The following is a 21,669-nucleotide window of genomic DNA, read 5'->3' as shown; positions in this document are numbered from 1 at the left end:
ACGCCTCAAGCTCAAGCGGGCCGGCTGGAACGATGCCTTCCTCTTCGAACTCCTCGGCTACATGCGATAGCCCTGCCCTCCAGGGGAGGCTAAGCGGCGCGCCTCGCTACGACCTTGCCCCCCACTGCCGCGATGTCGTGATCAGCTTCTCCTGCGGCTCCTCGACCCGCGTCCAGTCGTTGCCGGAGCACCAGAAATGGCCGAGCGCGCAGGCCTCGACACGAAGCTTGCCGGAGGCTGTCAGCGTCATCGTCGCATAATAGGTGCTGCCGCTGGAACGGCTGTAGATGCTGCCGGTCCAGACGTCGTGCGTTTTCGGCTTCATGTTGACAAGCACGCTCTCACCCCGGCTCGACGTCTCGCTCAGCGTATAGCCGCACAGCGCGGAGCCGCAGCGTTCGATGCGGACCGCGCCCTTGGCGCCGGTGCTCTCCCATTCGCCGAGCGGCAGATAGGCCGGCTCATCGTCGCTACGCTTCGCGATCGTTGTGGCCGGCTTGATCTCGGGGTCGGCGGTGACGACCGGCGGCTCCATCCGAGGCCGGTCGGGCGTCACAGTCTTCGGCGGATCCAGGCGTGACAACTCGACCCGCGGCGGATTGGGGCTCAGCGCCTCAATCCTTGACGCTTCAAGTTTTGGCGCCGGCGGCGGCACGACAGGCTGCGACGTCGAGGCGGCAAGAACGGGAGCCGGCGGTGCCGGTTGTGGGGCGACGACCGTTGCTTGCGCGGGCCTGACTGGGGCAACCGGATAGACCGGCTGCGGCGCCTGGACCACCGGTGCAGGCGCCGGCCGCTGGGTCGGTGTTGTGCTGACATCTTCCATCGTCCGCCGGCTGCGGCTGGAAACCGAAACACAGGAGGTGGATCGGCAATTGCGCGGCGCCTCGACATGAAACCGGTGGCCGCCGATCGAAAAGTTGTAGGAACCGGCCTCGGCCGAAGACGCAATCGCCATCAAAGCGATCAATGTGCCAAGCGAAGTCACAAGCCGCGTCATCGGCGCCTCCCACTGTGTCGCGACGAGATTGCGCAGATGCACCGCGGCTGAATGTGCGCTGGCTCACCCAGGCGCCCGCGCGCCGTTGTGACGTCCATCACAGAACGCCGGTGCGGCGCGGCGTAGGGTCGAACCACGCTTCATCCACAAGAGACTTCGTCCATACCGGGACCGCACATTATCGGAGGTTGTCATGAACAAGCTCACCATCGCCGCCGCCGCGCTCTTCCTCGCTTCGACCGCCGCAGCCCATGCCGGCAATTCGATCTCGTTCCAGATCGAAGGCCAGCACATCCGCATCGAGACGCCCCGCAACTGCGGCTCGCTCAATTGCGTGACCATCGTCGCACCGGGCCTTTCGGACAAGCCGATCAAGCTGAACAACATCAACCTCAAGGGCCTTGGCGGCTCCAAGGACGACGACGACACCACGCCCGCTCCGGCCACGACGACCGCGCCGCCCGCGCCGGTGCAGCAGCAGCCCGTGCAACAGGCGCCGGTCCAGGCGACCGCGCCGGCCGCGCCTGCTGTCGTCGCCCCCGCAGCCCCCGCCACGACGGTTGCCGCCGCTCCGGCCACCGGCTACGACAGCACCACGCAGACTGCGCCCGTCGCGGCTCCCGCTGCCGCGCCTGCACCGGTCGCGATTGCTCCCGCACCCGCTCCGGCTCCGATGGCCGCTGCGCCGGCGCCGGCCGCCAATACGCCGATCGGCGTCTGGGCGACCGAAGAGAACAAGGGCAATGTCCGGGTCGAACAGTGCGGCCCCAATCTCTGCGGTTACGCCGTGAAGTCCAACGAGCGCATCCTGATCAACATGAAGCCCGACGGCGCGAAGTGGAGCGGCCGCATCCACGATCCCGACTCCGGCCGCAACTACGACTCCACGATCGCGATGAAGGGCCCGAACGCGATGCGCGTGCAGGGCTGCGCCTTCGGCGGCATGTTCTGCGGCGGCCAGACCTGGAAGCGTGTCAGCTGACAGCACGTCAAGGCGTGGATGGCCGGGACAAGCCCGGCCATGACGATGTAGAGATGTCGGTGTGCTCCAGTTTGTTCGGTTCTCCCTCCGCACTTCCCCGTTTGAACGTTCGTCCCTCCCATGCGACGGATGTTCATCCACCATTCAGCTAACCCCGGCTGATATCGGCCGATCTCGCCTCGCGTTCTCACCGGGACCTCCTCGTGACTTCATTGGTGGCTTGGCGCCGCTTCGTGTTTGCGCTTGTGCTGCTGGCATTGCCGCTGGCCGGCGCGAGCGTGGCTTGTGCATCCGACGCAATCGAGCTTGCGCAGGCGCAACCACAAGCGCAGCCGACACCCGTCCCCTCCCCGGCGCCATCCGCCTCGCCGACGCCGTCAGCCTCACCTGCGCCCACGGCCGACGCGCAACCCGCCGCCGTCGAGCCGATCGGTAACGTCGCGACCGTGACGGGGATCGCGACCGTGATCCGCGACAAGAACTCGTATCCGCTGCGTGCGCGCGACGACATCTATCTCAACGACGTCGTGCAGACCTCGTCGAACTCCTCGCTCGGCATCACCTTCAACGACGCGACCACGTTCAACCTCTCCGCCAGCGCGAAGATCACCATCGACAATTACGTCTATGAGGACGGCGGCAAGCAGAATTCGGCGATCTTCGACATCGGCAAGGGTACCGTCGCCTTCGTCGCGGCGGCGGTGGCGAGGACCGGCGACATGAAGATCGCGACCCCGACCGCCACGCTTGGCATCCGCGGCACCACCGGCGTCGTCGACGTGCCGGAAAATGCAGCCGCCGGCAGCGCGAACAACGTCAACATCAAGCTCTATCCCGACGCCGACGGCCGGGTCGGGCACATCGACGTCGACGACCGCAGCAGCGGCGCGCGGCTCGGCGCTCTGACGCAAGGCGCGAGCGGCTTCGCGATCCGGCCTGGCGCAGCCACTGCCGGTGTCATGCGCTTTGCCGCGGTGCCGATCACGATTCCACCTCAGCAGATCGCGCGCGACCGCGGCTTCGTCAGCCAGGTGCATCTGGCGCAGACTACGGGCCGGCAGATCGTCATCGAACAGCGCGACTTCCGCCGCGCCAATCCGGGCGCGGTCAGCCGCATTCCGCGGCCGGCCCAGCTACCACAGCAGCAGCAATTGCGGCCGAACACGCCGCCGGGCCAACAGCCGCAGCGGCCCAACGGCCAGCCGGGCCAGAACAATCGTCCGGGCCAGCAGCAGCCGGGTACGCCGGGTCGCCAGGGAACACAGCAAGGCGCCCAGCCGACGCAGCGGCAGGGTGGCGCGGTGCAGCCGGGCAACCCGCGCGCGGGTCAGCGTCAGCAGCAGCGAGGACAACAGCAGCAGCCCGGCCAGCAGCAAGGCGCCGGACGTCCAGGTGTACCGCGCGCTGGACAGGGCACCCAGCCCAACGGCACGCCGCAAACCCAGCCGCAGCGTGGCGGACAGACCCCGGCGCAGTCCGGCGGAGTCGTGCCGTCGCAGCCAAGCACGGCGCCGCAGCCGCAAACGCCGCGCACCGGATTGCAGCCGGGCCAACCGCCCGCGGCTCAACAGCCGGGCGGCATCCAGCGCCAGGGCGGATTCCAGCAGCGCCTCCCCGCCGCGCAACGCCCCGCAGCACCGCGCAGACCGTCGCCCGCTCCGAAGGAGAAGAAAGAGCGGCGGTGAACGGTGCCTCCCCTCACCCTGAGGAGCTTGCGAAGCAAGCGTTTCGAAGGGCGTGTCCACCGTCGGGCCGCATGGTTCGAGACGCGCGCGATGCGCGCTCCTCACCATGAGGGTCGACGTCGAGTGCGCGGCCCTCTCCTCCGTCATTGCGAGCGAAGCGAAGCAATCCAGAGTCTTTCCGCGGAGAGACTCTGGATTGCTTCGCTGCGCTCGCAATGACGACTTGGAGGGAACTAAGGCTCCCACAAACTTGCTAGCTCGCGGATGTTTCCAAATTCGCGAGCAGAGCAGCGTGAAGACAACTCACGCTTCGCCGCGCAGCCAGGCCTTCACCTTCTGCAGGAGCCCATGACGCAGCTCGTCGACTGAGGCGACTTCGGCGGGCGTCAGCGTCTGCAAGGCTGTATCGATGTTGTCAGTCGCCGGCACCAGCTCGGGCGCCGGCGAAGAGGCGAACCCGGCGGCGGCAAGCGCCATCGGACCGACCTGCAGCAGAAACGCGCGTTCATATTCGCGCGACAGGCGCGCGAGCGCGTCATCCAGCGTCAGCCAGTCGACCGCCTTGATGTCGTTCATCAGCTTGCGAACGGGACCGCCCTCGGCCTCCATGCGCCAGAAATGCACGACCTTGGAGCGCCCGCCCGACTGGTAGACGAGCGTGCCGAGGAATTCGTGGATGGCCACATTGTGACCGGTCTCCTCCAGCACCTCGCGGTGCGCCGCTTCCTTCGGCGTCTCGCCGTCGTCGAGCTTGCCCTTGGGCAAAACCCATTCGTTGCGCTTGCGCTGGCGCACGACCGCAACCAGCGGCGGCGCGCCACGCCGCAGCACAATACCACCCGCCGCCATCACCGGCGCCCGCGCCATCACAAAATTCCGTGTCGATCCAATCGTCCCCGCGGACGATATAGGCGATGGGGACGGCGGATTGAAGGCTAGTTTCGCTTCAACAGCGCTTGACCTGCGCGAATACGGGTGCCCTCGCGGATGCCGTCGCAGAAGGTGAAATCGCCGGGCGCAAGGATGATGATGGTTGAGCCGTGCTCGAACCAGCCGAGCTCCTCGCCCTTGGTCACGTTGACGTCGCAGGGGAAATTGACCGGGCCGCGTGTCTGCGCGTTCAGCACCATGTCGAGGAAGTGCAGACGGATGCTTGCGACCAGAATGGCCGCAACTGGCACGAGCGTTACGGCTTCGCCTGAGCTGAGATGCGTGCGGATCACCGCGCGCTCGTTCTTGCAGAACAGGCGCTCGACCCGCTTCAGCGCGATCGGGTTGACGTTCCAGACGTCGCCATGGATCAGCGTGACGCGCTCGATATGCGCGTCAAAGGGCGCATGGAAGCGGTGGTACATGCTCGAGGTCAGCCGCAGCGTGACGAAGGAGCCGTTGCGGTGCTGATCGACCAGCGCGGAATCGCCGAGCAGGTCGAGCAGCGAATAGGGCGCGCCCTTGACCTGGAACAGCTCGGTGTCCGCGATCCGGCCGTGAGCGCCGACGATGCCGTCGGAGGGGCTCGCGACGATGGAAGGGTCGGGATCAAACGGGCGCAGGCCGGGCTTGAGCTCCCGGGTGAAGCAGTCGTGCAGGCTCTTGAAGTGGGTCTTGCGCGCCTCCGACAGATCGAGGTCGGAGAACAACTTCCACAGCGCGATCGAGACATCTCGCACGAACGGGTTCTCGATCTTGGAGAACCAGCCCATGAAGCGGGTCAGCGCCGCGCGGGGGATGCGATTGGTCAACAGGAAGTTGAGGTCTTCCTGCTGGGTGAAAGAGGCGATGAGGGCTTTGACTGTCATGAATCTGTCAGCTCACAGTATTAGCGCTTGTTGTCATGGAAACGACACTCCCGATTCTCTCATTTTCCGTGGCCGCCGCAGCGTCCGCTGCCGCCGCCTTCCCGAAGATCAAAGCGCGGATTGAGCTGTCCCGCGCCAAACACCGGTCGCTTGCCGGGCACTCCAAGATGTCTCGGCGGGTGGCCAAGCTGCTCCCGTTCTACGAGTTCGAAGGCGACAAGTACTTCGGCTGCGACGGCGCACCGGCCAATGTGGTGATGCAGCGCAAGGACGCCTTCTTCCGCCTCGCGCGAATCTACGCCGATCGCTACCCCAAGGGCCGGGCGATGACGAAGGAAGCGGCGGAGACGATCTCCGACCTGCACTTCACCGAGACCTACCGCGTGCCGTTCCAGTTCTCGCGCCTCGTCCGCGAGCATCTGGGCACCTCGACCTTCATGGAGTCCTCGAGCGGCGTCACCGTCACGGATGTCGACGGCAACACCTCCTACGACCTCACGGGCTCCTACGGCGTCAACATCTTCGGCAACGACTTCTATAAGGAGTGCATCGAGGGCTCCGAGAAGCGGGCGCACGCGCTTGGGCCGGTGCTCGGCCCCTACCATCCCGTCATCCTCGAGAACGTGCAGCGGCTCTGCCAGATCTCGGGCCTTGACGAGGTCTCCTTCCACATGTCCGGCACCGAGGCCGTCATGCAGGCGGTGCGGCTGGCGCGCTACCACACCCAGCGCACGCATCTCGTCCGCTTCGCCGGCGCCTATCACGGCTGGTGGGGCGACGTGCAGCCCGGCGTCGGCAACCCGATCGCCGCGCACGAGACCTACACCCTCGCCGAGATGTCCGAGAAGACGCTGCATGTGCTGCGCACGCGCAAGGACATCGCCTGCGTGCTGGTCAATCCGTTGCAGGGCCTGCATCCGAACGGCAACGCGCCCGGCGATTCCTCGCTGGTCGATTCCTCCCGCGGCGGCAACTTTGACCGCGCGGCGTATACCGAGTGGCTCAAGAAGCTGCGCGAAGTCTGCACCGAGCGCGGCATCGCGCTGATCTTCGACGAGGTCTTCGTCGGCTTCCGTCTCGCCGCCGGCGGCGCCCAGGAGTACTTCGGCGTCAAGGCCGACATGGTGACCTACGGCAAGAGCCTTGCCGGTGGCCTGCCGGTCGGCGTCGTCTGCGGCAAACGCGAACTGATGCGCCGCTTCCGCGACGATCGCCCCGCCGATATCTGCTTCGCCCGCGGCACCTTCAACTCGCATCCCTACGTCATGACGGCGATGGACGAGTTCTTGAGCCGCCTCGCCAGTCCAAACTTCCGTGCCATCTATGACGGGCTGGACACGACCTGGAACGGCCGCGCGGAAAAGCTCAACCGGATGATGACCGACGCCGACCTGCCGGTGCGGTTTGCGAACTTCTCGTCGATCTGGACGGTGAAATACACCACGCCATCGCGCTACAACTGGATGCTGCAATACTATCTGCGCGCCGAAGGCCTGTCGCTGAGCTGGGTCGGCACCGGACGGCTGATCTTCAGCCTGAACTACACCGACGCCGACTTCACCGAGGTCGCCGACCGCTTCGTCCGCGCGGCCGAGAAGATGAAAGCCGACGGCTTCTGGTGGCACGACGGCGTGCTCACCAACAAGAATATCAAGCGGCAAATCCTGAAAGAGATGCTGGCCAAGCGCTTCGGGCGCTGAGGCTGGCTCTACCCACATAACCTCCGTCATTCCGGGGCGAGGTCTCTCCTCCCCCTCTCCCCGCCTGCGGGGAGAGGGTTGGGGTGAGGGGGCCTCTCCACGGGCGCGGTGAGAGTTGGCGGACACCTCGCGAGCAACGCCCCCGCGGAGACTCCCCCTCACCCGCCGCGCTACGCGCGTCGGCCTCTCCCCGCACGCGGGGAGAGGCGAAGAAGAAGCCCCCAAGACGTGGATGCCCGGCACGAGGCCGGGCATGACGTAACCATCAGACATCGGAGTGTTGGATCTGCGCGGCGCGCTCAGGCGTGCTGCTCTTCGAGCGTGGGCTCGGAGATGAGGCCCAGCGTGTGTTCGGGGTTGAGGTGCAGGCCGGGGTCCATCAGCTCGCCGCGCATCAGGGCGAGCGGCGCGCTGCGATAGAGCATCAGGTCGTGGAAGGGATCGGTCAGGATCTTGGTCATCCAGACCAGGCCGGTCTCGACGTCGCGGATGAAGAACAGGTGCACGGTACGGAACAACAGACCGCCGCCGCCGATCACCAGCCAGATCTTGGCGACCTGCCGCATGAAATCGGTCGCGCTCGCCCAGGGCGTAAACAGGCCGAACAGCGTCGGATCGACAACCAGCACCAGCGGCGACAGCGCCCAGATCGCCATCAGCACCACTTTGCGCTGAAGGTTGTAACCGACCTTGATGTCTTCCTTGTACTCGTGGGTCGCCTGGTTGATGTGGTCGTAATCGTGCGGCTCGAAGAAGAAGTGACCGGCCTGGCGCGAGGTCATCGAGACCAGCCAGCCGACCAGTGCGGAGATCATGGGATCGACGAACAGCCAGACATAGGCGAAGAGAAAGCTCAGCGCGCTGACGAAGTGCAGGCTCTGATTGATGCGGCTGTGGTGATAGTAGCGATGGTCGTCCCAGCGCTGGATCCGCAGCTGCTCGAGATAATTCTTGATCATGCTCTCCCCCAAAATGCTTTCGGGTTCAGGATTTACAGGGATTCGATGTACGCCATGTGACATCATCATTTTGTCATGTGACGATGTGCAGCGGCGCGATGACGCACGCGAACGCGAAGTCGCAGTTCACGCCGCCTTGGCGACGTCGACCTTGCGGAAGCGCACCAGCGAGAAATGGCCGAGCGGCGGAATCAGGCGGCGTTCGGCGAGCTCGATGCCATGTGCGCCAGCCAGCCACTTCGTATAACGCGACCAGGCGAACTCGGCGGTACGGAAGCCGAGCGGGCGCACCACCGGCTGGAGCCTCTGCTCGATGAAGCGGCGCATGCCGGTGTCGGCGCTGACGCGGGTCAGGATGATCAGTTCGCCGCCCGGACGCAGCACGCGGGCGAATTCGTCGAGCGCCTTCTCCGGGTTCGGCACGGCGGTGACGACATATTGCGCCATCACGACGTCGAAGGAATTGTCGGGGAATTCGAGCTTCTCGGCGTCCATCACCGCGAGGCCCTCGACGTTCTTCAGCTTGCCTTCGGTGACCCGCTGGCGCGCCTTGTCGAGCATCGCTTCCGAAATGTCGGTGCCGAAGATGCGCAGATGCGGCGCGTAGAGCGGCAGCGAGATGCCGGTGCCGACGCCGACCTCGAGCACGCGGCCCCCGATCTTGTTGGTGGCCGAAATCGCGGCCTGCCGGCCCTTGGCGAACACGCCGCCGAACACGAGATCGTAGACGGGCGCCCAGCGGTCATAGGCCTGCTCGACCGTGCCACGCGTGAGGTCAAGCTGCTGGGTGCCGTCAAGGTTCATGATCTTAGCCATCGATGAGGTTCTCGCTGTGGGTCAAACGTTGCAGATCAGCCGCGCACCGGCCGCCGCGCCATGACCGGCGAGGCGCGCAGGATGCGGCTGGGCTGAAGTGAGGTGAGGTTTCCGACGAATTGGCGCGCACTGTTTTCCCAGGAGCGCTCCAGCGCGAAGTTGCGGCAGGTCTCGCGCGACATGGTGAGCGCGCGCAGGCACGCGGTACGCAGATCATGGTCGATCGCGCCGATCGGATGATCGGCGATGACGTCCTTGGGACCCGTGACCGGAAATGCCGCAACCGGCGTGCCGCAGGCGAGCGCCTCGAGCTGCACCACACCGAATGTGTCGGTCAGGCTGGGGAATACGAAGACATCCGCCGCCGCAAGATGCGCGGTGAGATCCGCGCCCTTCTTCTCGCCGAGGAAGACGGCGTCCGGATATTTCTTTTCGAGCGCCGCCTTCTGCGGACCGTCGCCGACGACGACCTTGGTGCCGGGCAGGTCGAGCGAGAGAAACGCTTCGAGATTCTTTTCGACTGCCACGCGGCCCATCGTCATGAAGATCGGGCCCGGCAAATCGAGCTTGGCCGGAGCGTCGGGATGGAACAGCTCGGTGTTGACACCGCGCGTCCAGAAGCCGAGCCGCTTGAAGCCGCGCTCGGAGAGCTCCTGCCGCAGCGAAGGCGTCGCCACCATGGTCATGGCGGCGGCGTCGTGGAAGTGGCGCAGCACGGCGTAGCCGACGGCATCAGGAATGCCGGTCCGCACCGAGACGTATTCGGGAAAGCGCGTGGTGTAGGACGTGGTGAAGGCGAGGCGGTTGCGGCGGCAATAGGCGCGCGCGGCCCAGCCGATCGGCCCCTCGGTCGCGATGTGCAGCGCTTCCGGCGCCGCCTTCTCGATCCGCCGCGCTATCTCCTTACCGCTCGGCAGCGCGATGCGCAGGCCCGGATAGGTCGGCAGCGGCCAGGACCGAAAGCCGTCCGGCGTCAGGAAGTCGATCTCGACATCGAGGGCCTTGGCCGCATTCGCCAGCGAGGTCAGCGTCCGGACCACACCGTTAACCTGCGGATGCCAGGCGTCAGTCGCGATTAATACCCGCATGGGGAAATCCCGAGAGTTTGATGATTCTCGGCTTAGGACCATCAACCACGGATATTTCAGGCGTGTGACGTCACAGAAGTGTCGGCCCGCTGTTTTGTTCGTTAACGGGTCCGCGCAGCCACGAAACCGTCATGAAACAATCCTTTCCGCCATGAAACCGTTTTCGGTTTTCCGCGCAAAGCTCCCGAAACGTTTCGTCGTTAGTGATTTAGGCAACGGAGCACCGAAACGGTGCCGCGGTGGTCAAGAAACACCGATCAAACAGGGGCGATCAATGATCAATCTGGACACGTTCAAGACGTATTCACGCGCCGTTGCGCTCAGCGCCGTGGCAATTTCCGCACTCGCATTTTCCGGTCCGGCCAAAGCTGCGCCCGCGCAGTTCTTCCCCTTCTTCCAGCCGCTGCCGCCGATGGCCGCGCCGCAGCCTTACCAGCCCTATCAGGCGACGCCTTACCGGGCCGCGCCGTCCGAGGATCAGGACGTGGTCGAGATGCCGGCCCGCTTCCGCCGCCAGACCGTCTCCTACGCGACGCGTGAAGCGCCGGGCACCATCATCATCGATACGCCCAACACCTATCTCTATTACGTGCTCGGCAACGGCCAGGCCGTTCGCTACGGCATCGGCGTCGGCCGCGACGGCTTCACCTGGTCCGGCATCCAGTCGGTGAGCAGGAAGGCCGAGTGGCCGGATTGGACCCCGCCGCCGGAAATGATCGCCCGCCAGCCCTATCTGCCGCGCCACATGGCCGGCGGCCCCGGCAACCCCCTCGGCGCGCGCGCCATGTATCTCGGCGGCACCATCTACCGCATCCACGGCACCAACGCGCCCGACACGATCGGCAAGCACGTCTCGTCCGGCTGCATCCGCCTGACCAACGACGACGTCACCGACCTCTACTCCCGCGTCAACGTCGGCACCAAGGTGATCGTGCTGCCGATGACGGAACGCCGCGCGGACCTCGGCGCCGCGACGCGCTAACGCGACAGGACATTGTGACGCAAACGGCCCCGGAACCCACCGGGGCCGTTTTCGTTGGCATCATGCTCTCCGGGCGGCCCCGTTTGGAGAAGCGCTCTTCGGAGGCGCAGATGCGATCACGCCTGCAAATGTCGCCAAGTGCATGGCTGCGCTCGATCGCAGGTGCCGCAGCATTGACGCTGCTCCTGGCTGCTGCGCCCTCCTCGCACGCCCAGCAGCCGGCGAGCGACGAGGCGGCTCAACAGGCCTTCAACAATTCCTGTCGCACCTGCCACTCGGTGAAGGACGGCGACAATCGTCTGGGTCCCAATCTCAACAGGATCGTCGGACGCAAGGCCGGTTCGCTGCCTAACTACAACTACTCTCCGTCGATGAAGGACGCCGGCTTCGTCTGGGATCAGGACAAGCTGACCCGCTTCATGGTCAAGCCGGATGAGGTCGTATCCGGCAACAAGATGCAGCCCTATGGCGGTGTCTCCGCCGAGGACGCGGCCAAGGTGATTGCTTATCTGCAGGCGGCTGGCGGGCAATAGCAGGCCGATCGGCGATCGGTCGCTCGATGGTGGCAACCGACAGTTGCACCGCTGTGGCCAGCGTGGTCTTATCCTGAGCCGCGTTGCGCGCCGCTCCCTGATGGACATCGACCAGACATGACGACCTCTCCCGCCGCCAGCCACGCGATCAGACTGCTGAAACCCATCGACGCCGCTCTCTACCGCGCGATCAGGCTCGAAGCACTCGCAGCGCATCCCGAAGCTTTTGGCAGCACGTTCGCGCGCGAGCAGGAAAAGCCCCTCACCTGGTTCGAGGCGCGCCTTGCAGCGTCTGACGTCTTCGGCGCCTTCATGGCGGAGGAGCTTGTCGGCGTTGCCGGATTCCATCGGCAGGACGGCGCAAAGACCGAGCACAAGGCTCTTCTCTGGGGCATGTACGTGAGACCCCATGCGCGAAAATCCGGCGCGGCGCGGCGCCTTGTCGACGCGGTCGTCGCACATGCCACAGGGCAAGTCGAGCAGCTTCAGCTGGCCGTCGTCAGCGAGAACACCGCCGCCATCCGCCTCTACACCACAGCCGGCTTTGTCGAATACGGCCGCGAGGTGAAAGCACTGAAGCACGCTGACCGATACTACGACGAGGTCCTGATGGCGTTGTTCCTCAACGACAGCGGTCAGTGACCGGCGCCTTCCGTATCTCGCCGGATGGCGCCCTGTCGCCCCGAGACCAACCTGAGCCACGCCGCCGAATGAAACGCGCTCATCAGCAGATACATCGGCACCATCCCGCCGAGCAGAGAGCCCTGCCCGGCGGCACACAGCATGTCCGCCGGGCCTCCGCCGATCATGGCCGTCAGCAGGGCCATGATCGCGAAGGTCGGCGTGGCCGCTAACCCAAGCCATCTGGCGAGGTGGCGCGCGGCCGTTGCGCCGTCGCGGCTGGCGCCGGCCGTGGCGCTGACGGGACTAGTCACGTCCTTCCGCGGCCTCCTCGCGAAACGCCTTCTCGCCGGCGTCCGAGATCTCGACCCATTTCCTGTCAGGCGCGGCGCCGTCCGAGTAGCTGTCGTGCCAGTTCCACCATTTGTAGGTCGGCGTCTGCGGATAGCCCTTCGGCGAATCCTCCCAGACCTCCTGACGGCCGAGCGGCGTGATGTCGAGATAGTTCCAGGTGCCGCCCATCTGCTCGTCGCCGCGGCTCTTGACGAAATAGGTGCGGAAGATGCGCTCCCCGTCGCGGTAGAACACGTTCGTGCCGTGCCATTCGTCGACGCCGAAATCGGCGTCAAAACTGTCGGTGACGGTGACCCACGGCATGGTCCAGCCCATCCGCTGCGTCAGCCCGATGATGTCGGCCTGCGGCGCGCGCGAGGCGAACACCAGCGTGGTGTCGCGGGCGTTCAGGTGCGAGACGTGAGCGACCTGGTCAGCCACCATGGAGCAGCCGCGGCAGGCATGATCGGGCCAGCCGAACACGCCCGGCTCGAAGAAGGCGCGGTAGACGATCAGCTGCCGCCGGCCCTGGAACAGATCGACCAGACTGATCTTGCCGCCGGGCCCCTCGAACGCATAGGTTTTGGCAACTTCCATCCACGGCATGCGCCGGCGCTCGGCGGCGAGGGCGTCGCGGGCACGGGTATGCGCCTTTTCCTTCACGAGCAGTTGCTGACGGGCGGCCTCCCAGTCCTGCGGCGACACCACCGGCGGTGTTTGCATGGCGGTCTGTCCGTTGGTTCCTGCTTTTTCAACTGATGTCATGATGGCTCTCCAAACCTCTTGCCTGGGCGATCACTCCGCATCTTGCGGAGCCGCTCGCCCCTCGCCGCACATTGTCGGTCGTCAACGATTTCTGGCACCGGACGGTTGCGCGGTGGGAGTAACAAGTGTGGCGGGATTGCCATGGAGTCGCTGATCACGGCCGCCGCGCGCGCGTTAGAGGCGGGCGATCCGCTCGGCGCGCTGAACCGCGTTGCGCTGCGCAACGATGCACCGTCGCTGGCGCTGCGCGGCATCGCAATGGCACAGCTCGGCGATTTCGCGAAGGCGAAGACGCTGCTACGCAGCGCCGCGCGTGCGTTCGGTGCACGCGAGGCGGTGGCGCGCGCAAGATGCGTGGTCGCCGAAGCAGAGATCGCGCTCGTCTCGCGCGACCTGAGCTGGCCGGTGAAAACGCTCGCGGCGGCGCGCGCGACACTCGAACAGCACGGTGATCTCGCCAATGCCGCCCATGCGGGCCACATCGAGGCACGCCGCCTCCTCCTCCTCGGGCAGCTCGACGAAGCCGAGCGCACACTGGCCGAGCTAAGCCCCTCCCCGCTTCCGTCTGCCTCCCAGGTCGTCCGCGAGCTCGTGGTCGCCGGCATCGCCATCAGGCGGCTCAGGACGAAAGACGCGCGGGCGGCGCTCAACCGCGCGGCCAGGGCGGCTCGACAGGCGAAGATCCCGGCGCTCGTGGCCGAGGTCGACAGCGCGAACCTCATCCTCGACACGCCGGCGGCGCGCCTGATCGCGCGCGGCGGCGAACACCCGTTGTTGCTGGGGGAGGTCGAGAGACTGGCGACCTCGACCGCGCTCGTCGTGGACACGTTCCATCATTCCGTGCGCAGGCAAGGTCGCATCGTATCGCTCGGAACACGGCCGGTGCTGTTTGCGCTCGCCCGTCTCCTGGCGCAGGCATGGCCCGCGGACGTCTCGCGAGAGGCTCTGATATCAGGTGCGTTCCGGGCGAAGCACACCGATGAATCGCATCGCGCGCGGTTGCGCGTCGAGATCGGGCGGCTCCGCACCCAGCTCAAGCCGCTGGCCGATGTCAGCGCGACGAAGCTGGGCTTTGTGCTGGCGCCGCGGAAGACGCAGGACGTCATCGTGCTGGCACGTCCCGTCGAGGAAAGGCACGCCGCGGTGCTCGCCTTCCTCTCCGACGGCGAGCCGTGGTCGAGCTCGGCGCTCGCGCTGGCGCTGGGGACGAGCGCACGCACGGTGCAGCGGGCCCTCGACGAGCTGGCGCGATCGAACAAGGTGCAATCCTTCGGACACGGCCGGGCACGGCGCTGGGTGACCCCGCCCGTCCCTGGTTTCCCGACAGGCTTGTTACTCCCCGGACCGCTCCTGAAGGCGTAGGTTGGATCACATCACAGGGATCAAGCACATGAAGCGTTCAGCCGCCGAGATCGTCAGGGAATACGGACCTTTTGCGGGTGTCGAGGCCGTGCATGGCGTCACCTATGACGGCACCCATGTCTGGTTCGCATCCGGCGACAAGCTGAATGCGGTCGATCCGGCCAACGGCAAGATCGCTCGCTCCATCGATATCGCCGCGCATGCCGGGACGGCGTTCGACGGCCGGCACCTGTTCCAGATCGCCGAGGATCGCATCCAGAAGATCGACGCCGCCACCGGCAAAGTGGTCAGCACGATTCCGGCCCCGGGCGGCGGTGGCGATTCCGGACTGGCCTGGGCGGAGGGCTCGCTGTGGGTCGGTCAATATCGCGAGCGCAAGATCCATCAGGTCGATCCGGAAACGGGAAAGGTCCTCCGCACCATCGAAAGCAAGCGCTTCGTAACCGGCGTCACCTGGGTCGACGGCGAGCTCTGGCATGGCACCTGGGAGGGCGAGGAAAGCGATTTGCGGCGGATCGATCCCGAAACCGGAAAAGTGCTCGAGCAGCTCGACCTGCCCGCCGGGACGATGGTTTCAGGGTTGGAGTCCGATGGCGGCGACCGCTTCTTCTGCGGCGGCGGCGATCGCGGCAATGTGAGAGCGGTTCGCCGTCCGAGGCGCAGCTAGGTGCGCGATGACGGGTACGCGGCGACGGCGCGTTCGCAGCCGTTAACCCGTTCGCCCCAATTCCACCCCACCGGTGCGCTCTAGCGCCCCCCTCGCCTGCCCTGTAGACTTCGGGCCTTGGGGGATTGATGCGACTGACGTTGAACTTGAAGACTGTCCTGATCGCCGTGGCGGTACTCGCGGCGTCGTTTTTCATCAGCCTGAAGGCGATGGACTGGCTGTCGCCGCGCGCGGTGACGATTGCGCCGCCGGTCGCGCAATTGGCGCCGCTGCCGCCGGTCGCGAAGAGCTCGATCGTGGTGGCGCCGGTTGCGATCGCACTATCGGCGATCCGCGAACAGGCCGAGAAGGCCGCGCCGCGCAATTTCGCCGGCAAGGCCGATAATCCAATCTCACAGATCCTGGAGAATGCCGACATCGGCTGGTCCGCCGTGCGCGGGCCGATGGCGGCTGCCGGCGACAAGGACGTGCTGACGATCTCGACGCCGCTCAGCGGCAAGCTGAACGTGACGGGCTCGCTGTCGTCGAAAGCCACCGGCGCACTCGGCGACGCGCTCGGCAGCGTGCTCGGCGGTGACGCAGCGAAACGGATCGGCGCGGTCAACATCAAGAATTTGAACGCCAGCGCCGAGATCAAGGGCAACGTGGTCGTCACCTCGCGCCCGAAGCTCGCGGCCAATTGGCATCTCGAGCCAAATCTCGGCGCCCAGGTCAATCTCGGCGACACCAACCTCAACGTCTCCGGCGCCAAGGTCAACGTGCCGGCGCAGGTGAAGCCGCTGATCGACAAGAATGTCGGCGAGCAGATCAACATCGTCTCCGAGCGCATCCGCAACGATCCGTCGCTGCGCGAGAATGCGAAGCTGCAATGGGCCAAGGCCTGCCGCTCGATCCCGCTGCAGGGCTCAGGCTCCTCGGCCGCGCTGCCGCCGCTCTGGCTCGAGATGAAACCGACCCGTGCCATCGCTGCGCAGCCGCGCGTCGACGCGCAGAACGTGACACTGCTGCTCGGCCTCGAGCTCGAGACGCGCGTGACCTCGACGTCGACCAAGCCGGACTGTCCCTTCCCCGACAAGATCTCGATCGTGCCGCCGACCGGCACCGGCGTGAACATCGGCGTTCCGATCGACGTACCCTTCACCGAGATCAACAAGCTGATCGCGGCACAGATGGTCGGCCACACCTATCCCGAGGACGGCTCCGGTCCGGTCGACGTCACCGTGAAAAGCGTCAACGTGGTGCCGTCGGGCGATCGTCTCCTGATCTCGCTGCTGGTGCGTGCCAAGGAGAAGAAGAGCTGGCTCGGTCTCGGCGCGGAAGCGACTGTGCACATCTGGGGCCGGCCGATGCTCGACCAGACGCAGCAGACGCTGCGGCTCGCCGACATCCAGCTCGCGGTGGAGTCCGAGGCCGCCTTCGGCCTGCTCGGCGCGGCCGCACGCGCGGTAGTGCCGCAGATGCAGCAGGCACTGGTGCAGAATGCGACGCTCGACCTGAAGCCGATCGCCGCCAATGCGCGCGAGAAGATCGCGGCCGCGATCGCCGACTACCAGAAGAGCGAGGACGGCCTCAAGGTCGACGCCAAGATCGACAGCCTGACCCTCGCCGACATCGCCTTCGATTCCAAGACGCTGCGCATCGTCGCCGAAGCCGGCGGCTCGCTGAACGTGTATGTGACGAAGCTGTCGGGGATGTAGCCCGCTTTCGCTGACCGGGCGCGCGCGTCGCTTGCACCGCTGGCATTCTCGTCGGAGGATGCTAAGCTAGTCTTCGCAACCTCGGACGAGGTCCTGACGACACTGGTGCTGATAACGCGAGGACAACATGGAAGCCGGCATGGTCACGCCTGCGCCGGCGCTGGTGCGCTTTTCCGGCATTCAGAAGACCTACGATGGCGAGCACCTCGTGGTGAAGAACCTCGATCTCGAAATCAGGAAGGGCGAGTTCATCACCCTGCTCGGCCCGTCCGGCTCGGGCAAGACGACCACGCTGATGATGCTGGCCGGCTTCGAGGTTCCAACCCATGGCGAGATCTACCTCGCGGAACGGCCGATCAAGAACGTGCCGCCCCATAAGCGCGACATCGGCATGGTGTTCCAGAACTATGCCTTGTTTCCGCACCTGACGATCGCGGAGAACATCGCCTTCCCGCTTTCGGTTCGCAAGACGAACAAGGCCGAGGCGCAGGAGCGCGTCAGCGCGGCGTTGCGCATGATCAAGATGGAAACCCTGGCGCACCGGCGGCCCGGGCAGCTGTCCGGCGGTCAGCAGCAGCGCGTGGCGCTGGCCCGCGCGCTGGTTTTCAATCCGCAACTCGTGCTGATGGACGAGCCCCTTGGCGCCCTCGACAAGCGCCTGCGGGAGCAGATGCAAATGGAAATCAAGCAGCTGCACGAGACGATGGGCATCACCGTCGTCTACGTCACCCACGATCAGAGCGAAGCGCTCACCATGTCGGACCGCATCGCCGTGTTCAACGACGGCATCGTCCAGCAGATCGACAGGCCCGACGCGCTGTATGAGCATCCGGTGAACAGCTTCGTCGCTCACTTCATCGGTGAGAACAACGTGCTGGCCGGCACCGTCGAGACGGTCGAGAAGGACTATTGCCGCGTCGCGCTGGCCGGTGGCGGTGCCGTGACCGCACGGGCGGTCAATGTATCAGGTGCGGGCGCATCGACCTCCCTGTCGGTGCGGCCGGAACGGATCGCCATCGTCCCGGACGGCACCGGCGAGGGACCGAACCGACTGCCGGCCAAGGTGCAGAACACCATCTATCTCGGCGACCACGCGCTGGCCGTGCTCGATGTCGCCGGCAACGGGGAGTTCATGGTCAAGCTTCAGCCGGGGGCGCATGACGGATTGAGACATGACAGCCCAAGACATGACAGCCTGAGACATGACAGCCTGAGACCTGGCGAAAACGTGTTCATCACCTTCCGCCCCGAGGACTGCCTGGCCCTCGATCCCGTCTGATCCGGACCGGCATCGATCAACCTCAACGCAACGCACATGAAGAAGGAACAGGGACCATGCCGAAGCTCAATACTGGCAAGATTGCTCTGGGGTTCGCCGCGGCGTTCAGCGTCAGCGCTGCGCTGGCCACGGTCGCGCAGGCGCGTGACCTCACCGTCGTGTCGTGGGGCGGCGCCTATCAGGATGCCCAGAAGAAGGTCTATTTCGAGCCGTTCAAGAAGGCAGCTGGTGTTGCGATGAACGATGAGTCCTGGGACGGCGGCGTCGGCGTGTTGCGCGCCAAGGTGCAGGGTGGTGCCGCCACCTGGGACGTCGTCCAGGTCGAGAGCGACGAACTCGCGGTCGGCTGCGAGGAAGGCCTGTTCGAGAAGATGGATTATTCCAAAATTGGCGGCGAAGCCGCCTATATACCGCCGTCGGTCAATCCCTGCGGCGTCGGTGCCATCCTCTATGACTTTGTGCTCGGCTACGACAAGGACAAGCTGAAGGAGGCCCCCAACGGCTGGGCCGACTTCTTCGATACCAAGAAGATTCCGGGCAAGCGCGCCTTGCGGCAGGGCCCGAAGACCACGCTGGAGATCGCCCTCATGGCGGACGGCGTCGCACCGAAGGACGTCTACAAGGTGCTGGCGACCGATGAGGGCGTCGAGCGCGCGTTCAAGAAGCTGGACACCATCAAGGGCGACATCGTCTGGTGGAAGGCCGGCGCCCAGCCGCCGCAATTGCTCGCCTCCGGCGAGGTGGCGATGACCTCGGTCTACAATGGCCGCATCGACACCGCGAACAAGAACGAGAAGAAAAACTTTGGCATGGTGTGGGACGGGGCGCTCTTCACCCTCGACAGCTGGGTCATCCTGAAGGGCAGCCCGAACAAGGACGCCGCCTACAAGTTCCTCGACTTCGCAGGCAAGGCGGAGAACCAGTCAAAACTGTCGGAGAACATTGCCTATGGCACCTCGAACAAGGACGCAGCCGCCCGGCTGCAGCCCGCCGTTCTGAAGGACCTGCCGACAGCGCCTGACAACATCAAGAACGCGGTCGAGATCAATGTTGGCTTCTGGCTCGAGAACATCGACCGCCTGACCGAGCGCTTCAACAAATGGGCTGCGAAATAGCGCGCCCGCCAGGCTCGCCCGATGACAGACGCGCTCCTGACCGGCGCCAATGCGTCGACCGAGGTGCCGCTCAAGCGCCGATTGAGGCGTGCAGAGCGGACCCGCCAGGTCAAGGCATTGGCGCTAGTGCTGCCGCTTCTGCTGTTTCTGCTCTTCACCTTTGCAGGCCCGATCGCCGGCATGCTGTGGCGCGCGGTCGATGACCGCGAGGTGCGTCAGGTTCTGCCTCAAACCATCGCGGCTCTCGCCAATTGGGACGGCAGGGACCTGCCGGACGAAAAGGCCTTTGCAGCGCTGGCAAGCGACATCCTGGCGGCGCGCGCTACCGGCACCATCGCCATCGCGGCCAAGCGGCTCAACTACGCCCTGAACGGTTTTCGTACGATCCTGACCAGCACTTCACGCAATCTGAAGGCGCAGCCGGAGCCCGGCACCGCCAGGGAGACACTGGGCAAGATCAATCCGGCCTGGCGCGAACGCACCACCTGGACGACGATCAAGGACGCCAGTGGCCCAATGACCGGCTTCTACCTTCTGGCGGCGCTCGACCTGACGCGGAACGTGGATGGTGCGATCGTGGCGGCCTCGCCGGATCAGGCCATCTATCGCGACGTCTTCGCCCGCACCTTCCTCATCAGCCTCAGCGTCACGGCACTGTGCCTGATCCTCGGCTTCCCGGTCGCGTACCTGCTGGCGACGCTGCCGCCCGGCCGGTCGAACCTGCTGATGATCTTCGTCCTGCTGCCCTTCTGGACGTCGCTTTTGGTCCGCACCTGCGCCTGGATCGTCTTGCTGCAGAGCAAAGGCGTCGTGAACGATAGCCTGCACTGGCTTGGCATCATCGACGAGCCGCTGCGCCTGATCTACAACCGCTTCGGCGTCTGCGTGGCCATGACCCACGTTCTCCTGCCGTTCATGATCCTGCCGCTGTACAGCGGCATGAAGGCGATCTCGCCTGCTTACATGCGTGCCGCCGCATCGCTCGGTGCGCCACCGGTCACTGCCTTCCTGCGGATCTACCTGCCTCAGACCCTGCCCGGCATCGGCGCGGGAAGCCTGCTCGTCTTCATCCTGGCGCTTGGCTACTACATCACACCGGCACTCGTCGGCGGCGCCGCCGATCAGATGATCAGCTACTTCATCGCGCTCTACACGACCGAGACGGCCAATTGGGGCCTTGCTTCGGCGCTGGGTGCGGTGCTGCTGCTGGCCACTGTTCTGCTCGCTCTCGTCTACGGCAAGCTGGTGCAGGGACAACAGGTCACGGGAGGAATGAAGAATTGAGCGATCATTCCTCCCTCCGCACGCCCAGCCAGCGCATCGCGTGGACCGCGACCATCGTCATCTCCACGCTGGTGTTCATCTTCCTGATCGCGCCGATCCTTGCGATCATGCCGCTGTCCTTCAGCTCGGGCTCGTACCTCACCTATCCGCTACCGGGCCTCTCCTTGCGCTGGTACGACGACTTCATCAATTCGCCGCGCTGGATGAATTCACTGAAGAACAGCATGATCATCGGCGTCGCCTCGACCCTGCTGTCCATGGTGCTTGGCACGCTGGCCGCGCTGGGGCTGGCGCAGTGGAAGAGCCGGTTCAAACCGCTTGTGCTGGCTTTCGTGCTGTCGCCGGTCGTCGTGCCCGGCGTCATCACCGCGGTCGGCCTGTATTTCTTCTTCGCGCCGATCGGACTGACCGGCAGTTATCTCGGCTTGATCCTGGCCCACACCGCGCTGGCGACGCCCTTTGTGGTGATCACGGTCGGCGCGACGCTGCAAAGCTTCGACACCAATCTGGCACGCGCCGCCGCCTCGCTAGGCGCCTCGCCGCTTTATGCGTTCCGCCGCGTGATCCTGCCGCTGATCCTGCCCGGCCTTGCGTCGGGTGCGCTGTTCGCCTTCGCGACCAGCTTCGACGAGGTGGTGATCGTGCTGTTCATGGCGGGTCCGGAGCAGCGCACCCTGCCGCGCGAGATGTTCAGCGGCATCCGCGAGAACATCAGCCCGACCATCACGGCAGCGGCGGTGATCTTGACGACGGTATCGGTCATCCTCCTCGCCACCCTGGAAGGCTTGCGCCGGCGCAACGAACGGCTCAAGGGCAGCAGCGCCTGACCGGCCCCCGCTGTCATTCCGGGGCCCGCGTAGCGCGAGCCCGGAATCCATCGAGCCGCAGTGAATGAATGGATTTTCTGATGCGCAACTGCGCATCAAAGCTCGCGCCCAAGGGGCGTGCCCCGGAATGACGGAGGCACCCCCTACTTATTTCTCACCCCACCTCATACATCCC

At 65.5% G+C, this 21,669-nt stretch carries 21 protein-coding genes; 13 read left to right on the top strand and 8 right to left on the bottom strand.

Annotated features, from left to right (window positions below):
• Nucleotides 1–106 precede the first annotated feature (106 nt).
• Nucleotides 107–1,000, bottom strand: a complete 894-nt coding sequence (locus JQ627_RS17390; RefSeq protein WP_212485378.1) for a DUF2147 domain-containing protein — start codon at nucleotides 998–1,000, stop codon at nucleotides 107–109.
• Nucleotides 1,001–1,193: 193 nt separating this feature from the next.
• Here JQ627_RS17390 and JQ627_RS17385 point away from each other — a divergent pair, with 193 nt between their 5' ends.
• Together JQ627_RS17385 and JQ627_RS17380 are read left to right on the top strand one after the other, a co-directional pair.
• The gene (locus JQ627_RS17385; protein ID WP_212485377.1) at nucleotides 1,194–1,982 is read left to right on the top strand and encodes a DUF2147 domain-containing protein; all 789 of its coding nucleotides are present in this window, start codon (nucleotides 1,194–1,196) and stop codon (nucleotides 1,980–1,982) included.
• 212 nt (nucleotides 1,983–2,194) lie between these two features.
• On the top strand, nucleotides 2,195–3,667 hold the full coding sequence (locus JQ627_RS17380; RefSeq protein ID WP_212485385.1) for a FecR domain-containing protein: 1,473 nt from the start codon (nucleotides 2,195–2,197) through the stop codon (nucleotides 3,665–3,667).
• Nucleotides 3,668–3,970: 303 nt separating this feature from the next.
• Here JQ627_RS17380 and JQ627_RS17375 read toward each other — a convergent pair whose 3' ends face one another.
• Together JQ627_RS17375 and asd are read right to left on the bottom strand one after the other, a co-directional pair.
• Nucleotides 3,971–4,534 carry an NUDIX hydrolase gene (locus JQ627_RS17375; protein WP_212485376.1) on the bottom strand — a complete coding sequence of 188 codons (564 nt, stop codon included), beginning with the start codon at nucleotides 4,532–4,534 and terminating at the stop codon, nucleotides 3,971–3,973.
• Between the two features lie 68 nt (nucleotides 4,535–4,602).
• Nucleotides 4,603–5,466: an archaetidylserine decarboxylase gene (gene asd / locus JQ627_RS17370; RefSeq protein WP_212485375.1), complete on the bottom strand. Its 864-nt coding sequence runs from the start codon at nucleotides 5,464–5,466 to the stop codon at nucleotides 4,603–4,605.
• A 35-nt stretch (nucleotides 5,467–5,501) separates the two neighbouring features.
• Here asd and JQ627_RS17365 point away from each other — a divergent pair, with 35 nt between their 5' ends.
• The gene (locus JQ627_RS17365; RefSeq protein ID WP_212485374.1) at nucleotides 5,502–7,166 is read left to right on the top strand and encodes an aminotransferase class III-fold pyridoxal phosphate-dependent enzyme; all 1,665 of its coding nucleotides are present in this window, start codon (nucleotides 5,502–5,504) and stop codon (nucleotides 7,164–7,166) included.
• Between the two features lie 299 nt (nucleotides 7,167–7,465).
• Here JQ627_RS17365 and JQ627_RS17360 read toward each other — a convergent pair whose 3' ends face one another.
• From JQ627_RS17360 to JQ627_RS17350, 3 genes are all read right to left on the bottom strand, one after another.
• A complete protein-coding gene (locus JQ627_RS17360) occupies nucleotides 7,466–8,125 on the bottom strand; it encodes a hypothetical protein (RefSeq protein ID WP_014492925.1) in 660 nt (219 codons plus the stop codon).
• Between the two features lie 126 nt (nucleotides 8,126–8,251).
• Nucleotides 8,252–8,941 (bottom strand): class I SAM-dependent methyltransferase, encoded by a 690-nt coding sequence (locus tag JQ627_RS17355; RefSeq protein WP_212485373.1) that lies wholly within the window; start codon nucleotides 8,939–8,941, stop codon nucleotides 8,252–8,254.
• A gap of 35 nt (nucleotides 8,942–8,976) precedes the next feature.
• Nucleotides 8,977–10,029, bottom strand: coding sequence for a glycosyltransferase family 1 protein (locus tag JQ627_RS17350; RefSeq protein WP_212485372.1), 1,053 nt, complete (start codon nucleotides 10,027–10,029; stop codon nucleotides 8,977–8,979).
• 274 nt (nucleotides 10,030–10,303) lie between these two features.
• Between JQ627_RS17350 and JQ627_RS17345 the strand changes: the two genes are divergently transcribed.
• The 3 genes from JQ627_RS17345 to JQ627_RS17335 all read left to right on the top strand — a co-directional run bounded on the left by JQ627_RS17345 (nucleotide 10,304) and on the right by JQ627_RS17335 (nucleotide 12,186).
• The gene (locus JQ627_RS17345; protein ID WP_212485371.1) at nucleotides 10,304–11,011 is read left to right on the top strand and encodes a L,D-transpeptidase; all 708 of its coding nucleotides are present in this window, start codon (nucleotides 10,304–10,306) and stop codon (nucleotides 11,009–11,011) included.
• 110 nt (nucleotides 11,012–11,121) lie between these two features.
• Nucleotides 11,122–11,544, top strand: coding sequence for a cytochrome c family protein (locus tag JQ627_RS17340; protein ID WP_212485370.1), 423 nt, complete (start codon nucleotides 11,122–11,124; stop codon nucleotides 11,542–11,544).
• Nucleotides 11,545–11,661: 117 nt separating this feature from the next.
• The gene (locus tag JQ627_RS17335) at nucleotides 11,662–12,186 is read left to right on the top strand and encodes a GNAT family N-acetyltransferase (RefSeq protein ID WP_212485369.1); all 525 of its coding nucleotides are present in this window, start codon (nucleotides 11,662–11,664) and stop codon (nucleotides 12,184–12,186) included.
• Here the strand turns inward: JQ627_RS17335 and JQ627_RS17330 are convergent.
• On the bottom strand, nucleotides 12,180–12,479 hold the full coding sequence (locus tag JQ627_RS17330; RefSeq protein WP_212485368.1) for a hypothetical protein: 300 nt from the start codon (nucleotides 12,477–12,479) through the stop codon (nucleotides 12,180–12,182). The two genes, JQ627_RS17335 and JQ627_RS17330, sit on opposite strands and share 7 nt — an antisense overlap.
• Nucleotides 12,472–13,263, bottom strand: coding sequence for a thioredoxin family protein (locus JQ627_RS17325; RefSeq protein ID WP_212485367.1), 792 nt, complete (start codon nucleotides 13,261–13,263; stop codon nucleotides 12,472–12,474). Before JQ627_RS17325 ends, JQ627_RS17330 begins: the two co-directional genes overlap by 8 nt.
• Before the next feature lie 141 nt (nucleotides 13,264–13,404).
• Here JQ627_RS17325 and JQ627_RS17320 point away from each other — a divergent pair, with 141 nt between their 5' ends.
• From JQ627_RS17320 to JQ627_RS17290, 7 genes are all read left to right on the top strand, one after another.
• Nucleotides 13,405–14,625 carry a helix-turn-helix domain-containing protein gene (locus JQ627_RS17320; RefSeq protein ID WP_212485366.1) on the top strand — a complete coding sequence of 407 codons (1,221 nt, stop codon included), beginning with the start codon at nucleotides 13,405–13,407 and terminating at the stop codon, nucleotides 14,623–14,625.
• Between the two features lie 28 nt (nucleotides 14,626–14,653).
• Nucleotides 14,654–15,292: a DUF5074 domain-containing protein gene (locus JQ627_RS17315; protein WP_212485365.1), complete on the top strand. Its 639-nt coding sequence runs from the start codon at nucleotides 14,654–14,656 to the stop codon at nucleotides 15,290–15,292.
• A gap of 128 nt (nucleotides 15,293–15,420) precedes the next feature.
• Nucleotides 15,421–16,989 (top strand): DUF4403 family protein, encoded by a 1,569-nt coding sequence (locus JQ627_RS17310; RefSeq protein ID WP_212485364.1) that lies wholly within the window; start codon nucleotides 15,421–15,423, stop codon nucleotides 16,987–16,989.
• Nucleotides 16,990–17,116: 127 nt separating this feature from the next.
• Nucleotides 17,117–18,268 (top strand): ABC transporter ATP-binding protein, encoded by a 1,152-nt coding sequence (locus tag JQ627_RS17305; RefSeq protein WP_212485363.1) that lies wholly within the window; start codon nucleotides 17,117–17,119, stop codon nucleotides 18,266–18,268.
• Between the two features lie 56 nt (nucleotides 18,269–18,324).
• The gene (locus tag JQ627_RS17300) at nucleotides 18,325–19,383 is read left to right on the top strand and encodes an ABC transporter substrate-binding protein (RefSeq protein WP_212485362.1); all 1,059 of its coding nucleotides are present in this window, start codon (nucleotides 18,325–18,327) and stop codon (nucleotides 19,381–19,383) included.
• A gap of 21 nt (nucleotides 19,384–19,404) precedes the next feature.
• On the top strand, nucleotides 19,405–20,667 hold the full coding sequence (locus JQ627_RS17295) for an ABC transporter permease (RefSeq protein WP_212485361.1): 1,263 nt from the start codon (nucleotides 19,405–19,407) through the stop codon (nucleotides 20,665–20,667).
• Nucleotides 20,664–21,494 carry an ABC transporter permease gene (locus JQ627_RS17290; protein ID WP_063981501.1) on the top strand — a complete coding sequence of 277 codons (831 nt, stop codon included), beginning with the start codon at nucleotides 20,664–20,666 and terminating at the stop codon, nucleotides 21,492–21,494. Before JQ627_RS17295 ends, JQ627_RS17290 begins: the two co-directional genes overlap by 4 nt.
• Nucleotides 21,495–21,669 lie beyond the last annotated feature (175 nt).

The sequence above is a fragment of the Bradyrhizobium liaoningense genome, from assembly GCF_018130785.1.
In the GTDB taxonomy this organism is placed as follows: Bacteria; Pseudomonadota; Alphaproteobacteria; order Rhizobiales; family Xanthobacteraceae; genus Bradyrhizobium; species Bradyrhizobium liaoningense_A.
This window is presented reverse-complemented; position numbering and strand designations above follow the sequence as displayed.

Bases quoted from the DNA above. Each gene is read 5' to 3' on its own strand.
- asd (WP_212485375.1), bottom strand. From the start codon at position 5,466: ATGACAGTCAAAGCCCTCATCGCCTCTTTCACCCAGCAGGAAGACCTC.
- JQ627_RS17315 (WP_212485365.1), top strand. From the start codon at position 14,654: ATGAAGCGTTCAGCCGCCGAGATCGTCAGGGAATACGGACCTTTTGCG.
- JQ627_RS17305 (WP_212485363.1), top strand. From the start codon at position 17,117: ATGGAAGCCGGCATGGTCACGCCTGCGCCGGCGCTGGTGCGCTTTTCC.
- JQ627_RS17345 (WP_212485371.1), top strand. From the start codon at position 10,304: ATGATCAATCTGGACACGTTCAAGACGTATTCACGCGCCGTTGCGCTC.
- JQ627_RS17375 (WP_212485376.1), bottom strand. From the start codon at position 4,534: ATGGCGCGGGCGCCGGTGATGGCGGCGGGTGGTATTGTGCTGCGGCGT.
- JQ627_RS17325 (WP_212485367.1), bottom strand. From the start codon at position 13,263: ATGACATCAGTTGAAAAAGCAGGAACCAACGGACAGACCGCCATGCAA.
- JQ627_RS17300 (WP_212485362.1), top strand. From the start codon at position 18,325: ATGCCGAAGCTCAATACTGGCAAGATTGCTCTGGGGTTCGCCGCGGCG.
- JQ627_RS17335 (WP_212485369.1), top strand. From the start codon at position 11,662: ATGACGACCTCTCCCGCCGCCAGCCACGCGATCAGACTGCTGAAACCC.
- JQ627_RS17365 (WP_212485374.1), top strand. From the start codon at position 5,502: ATGGAAACGACACTCCCGATTCTCTCATTTTCCGTGGCCGCCGCAGCG.
- JQ627_RS17360 (WP_014492925.1), bottom strand. From the start codon at position 8,125: ATGATCAAGAATTATCTCGAGCAGCTGCGGATCCAGCGCTGGGACGAC.
- JQ627_RS17340 (WP_212485370.1), top strand. From the start codon at position 11,122: ATGCGATCACGCCTGCAAATGTCGCCAAGTGCATGGCTGCGCTCGATC.
- JQ627_RS17350 (WP_212485372.1), bottom strand. From the start codon at position 10,029: ATGCGGGTATTAATCGCGACTGACGCCTGGCATCCGCAGGTTAACGGT.
- JQ627_RS17320 (WP_212485366.1), top strand. From the start codon at position 13,405: ATGGAGTCGCTGATCACGGCCGCCGCGCGCGCGTTAGAGGCGGGCGAT.
- JQ627_RS17310 (WP_212485364.1), top strand. From the start codon at position 15,421: ATGCGACTGACGTTGAACTTGAAGACTGTCCTGATCGCCGTGGCGGTA.
- JQ627_RS17295 (WP_212485361.1), top strand. From the start codon at position 19,405: ATGACAGACGCGCTCCTGACCGGCGCCAATGCGTCGACCGAGGTGCCG.
- JQ627_RS17390 (WP_212485378.1), bottom strand. From the start codon at position 1,000: ATGACGCGGCTTGTGACTTCGCTTGGCACATTGATCGCTTTGATGGCG.
- JQ627_RS17385 (WP_212485377.1), top strand. From the start codon at position 1,194: ATGAACAAGCTCACCATCGCCGCCGCCGCGCTCTTCCTCGCTTCGACC.
- JQ627_RS17355 (WP_212485373.1), bottom strand. From the start codon at position 8,941: ATGGCTAAGATCATGAACCTTGACGGCACCCAGCAGCTTGACCTCACG.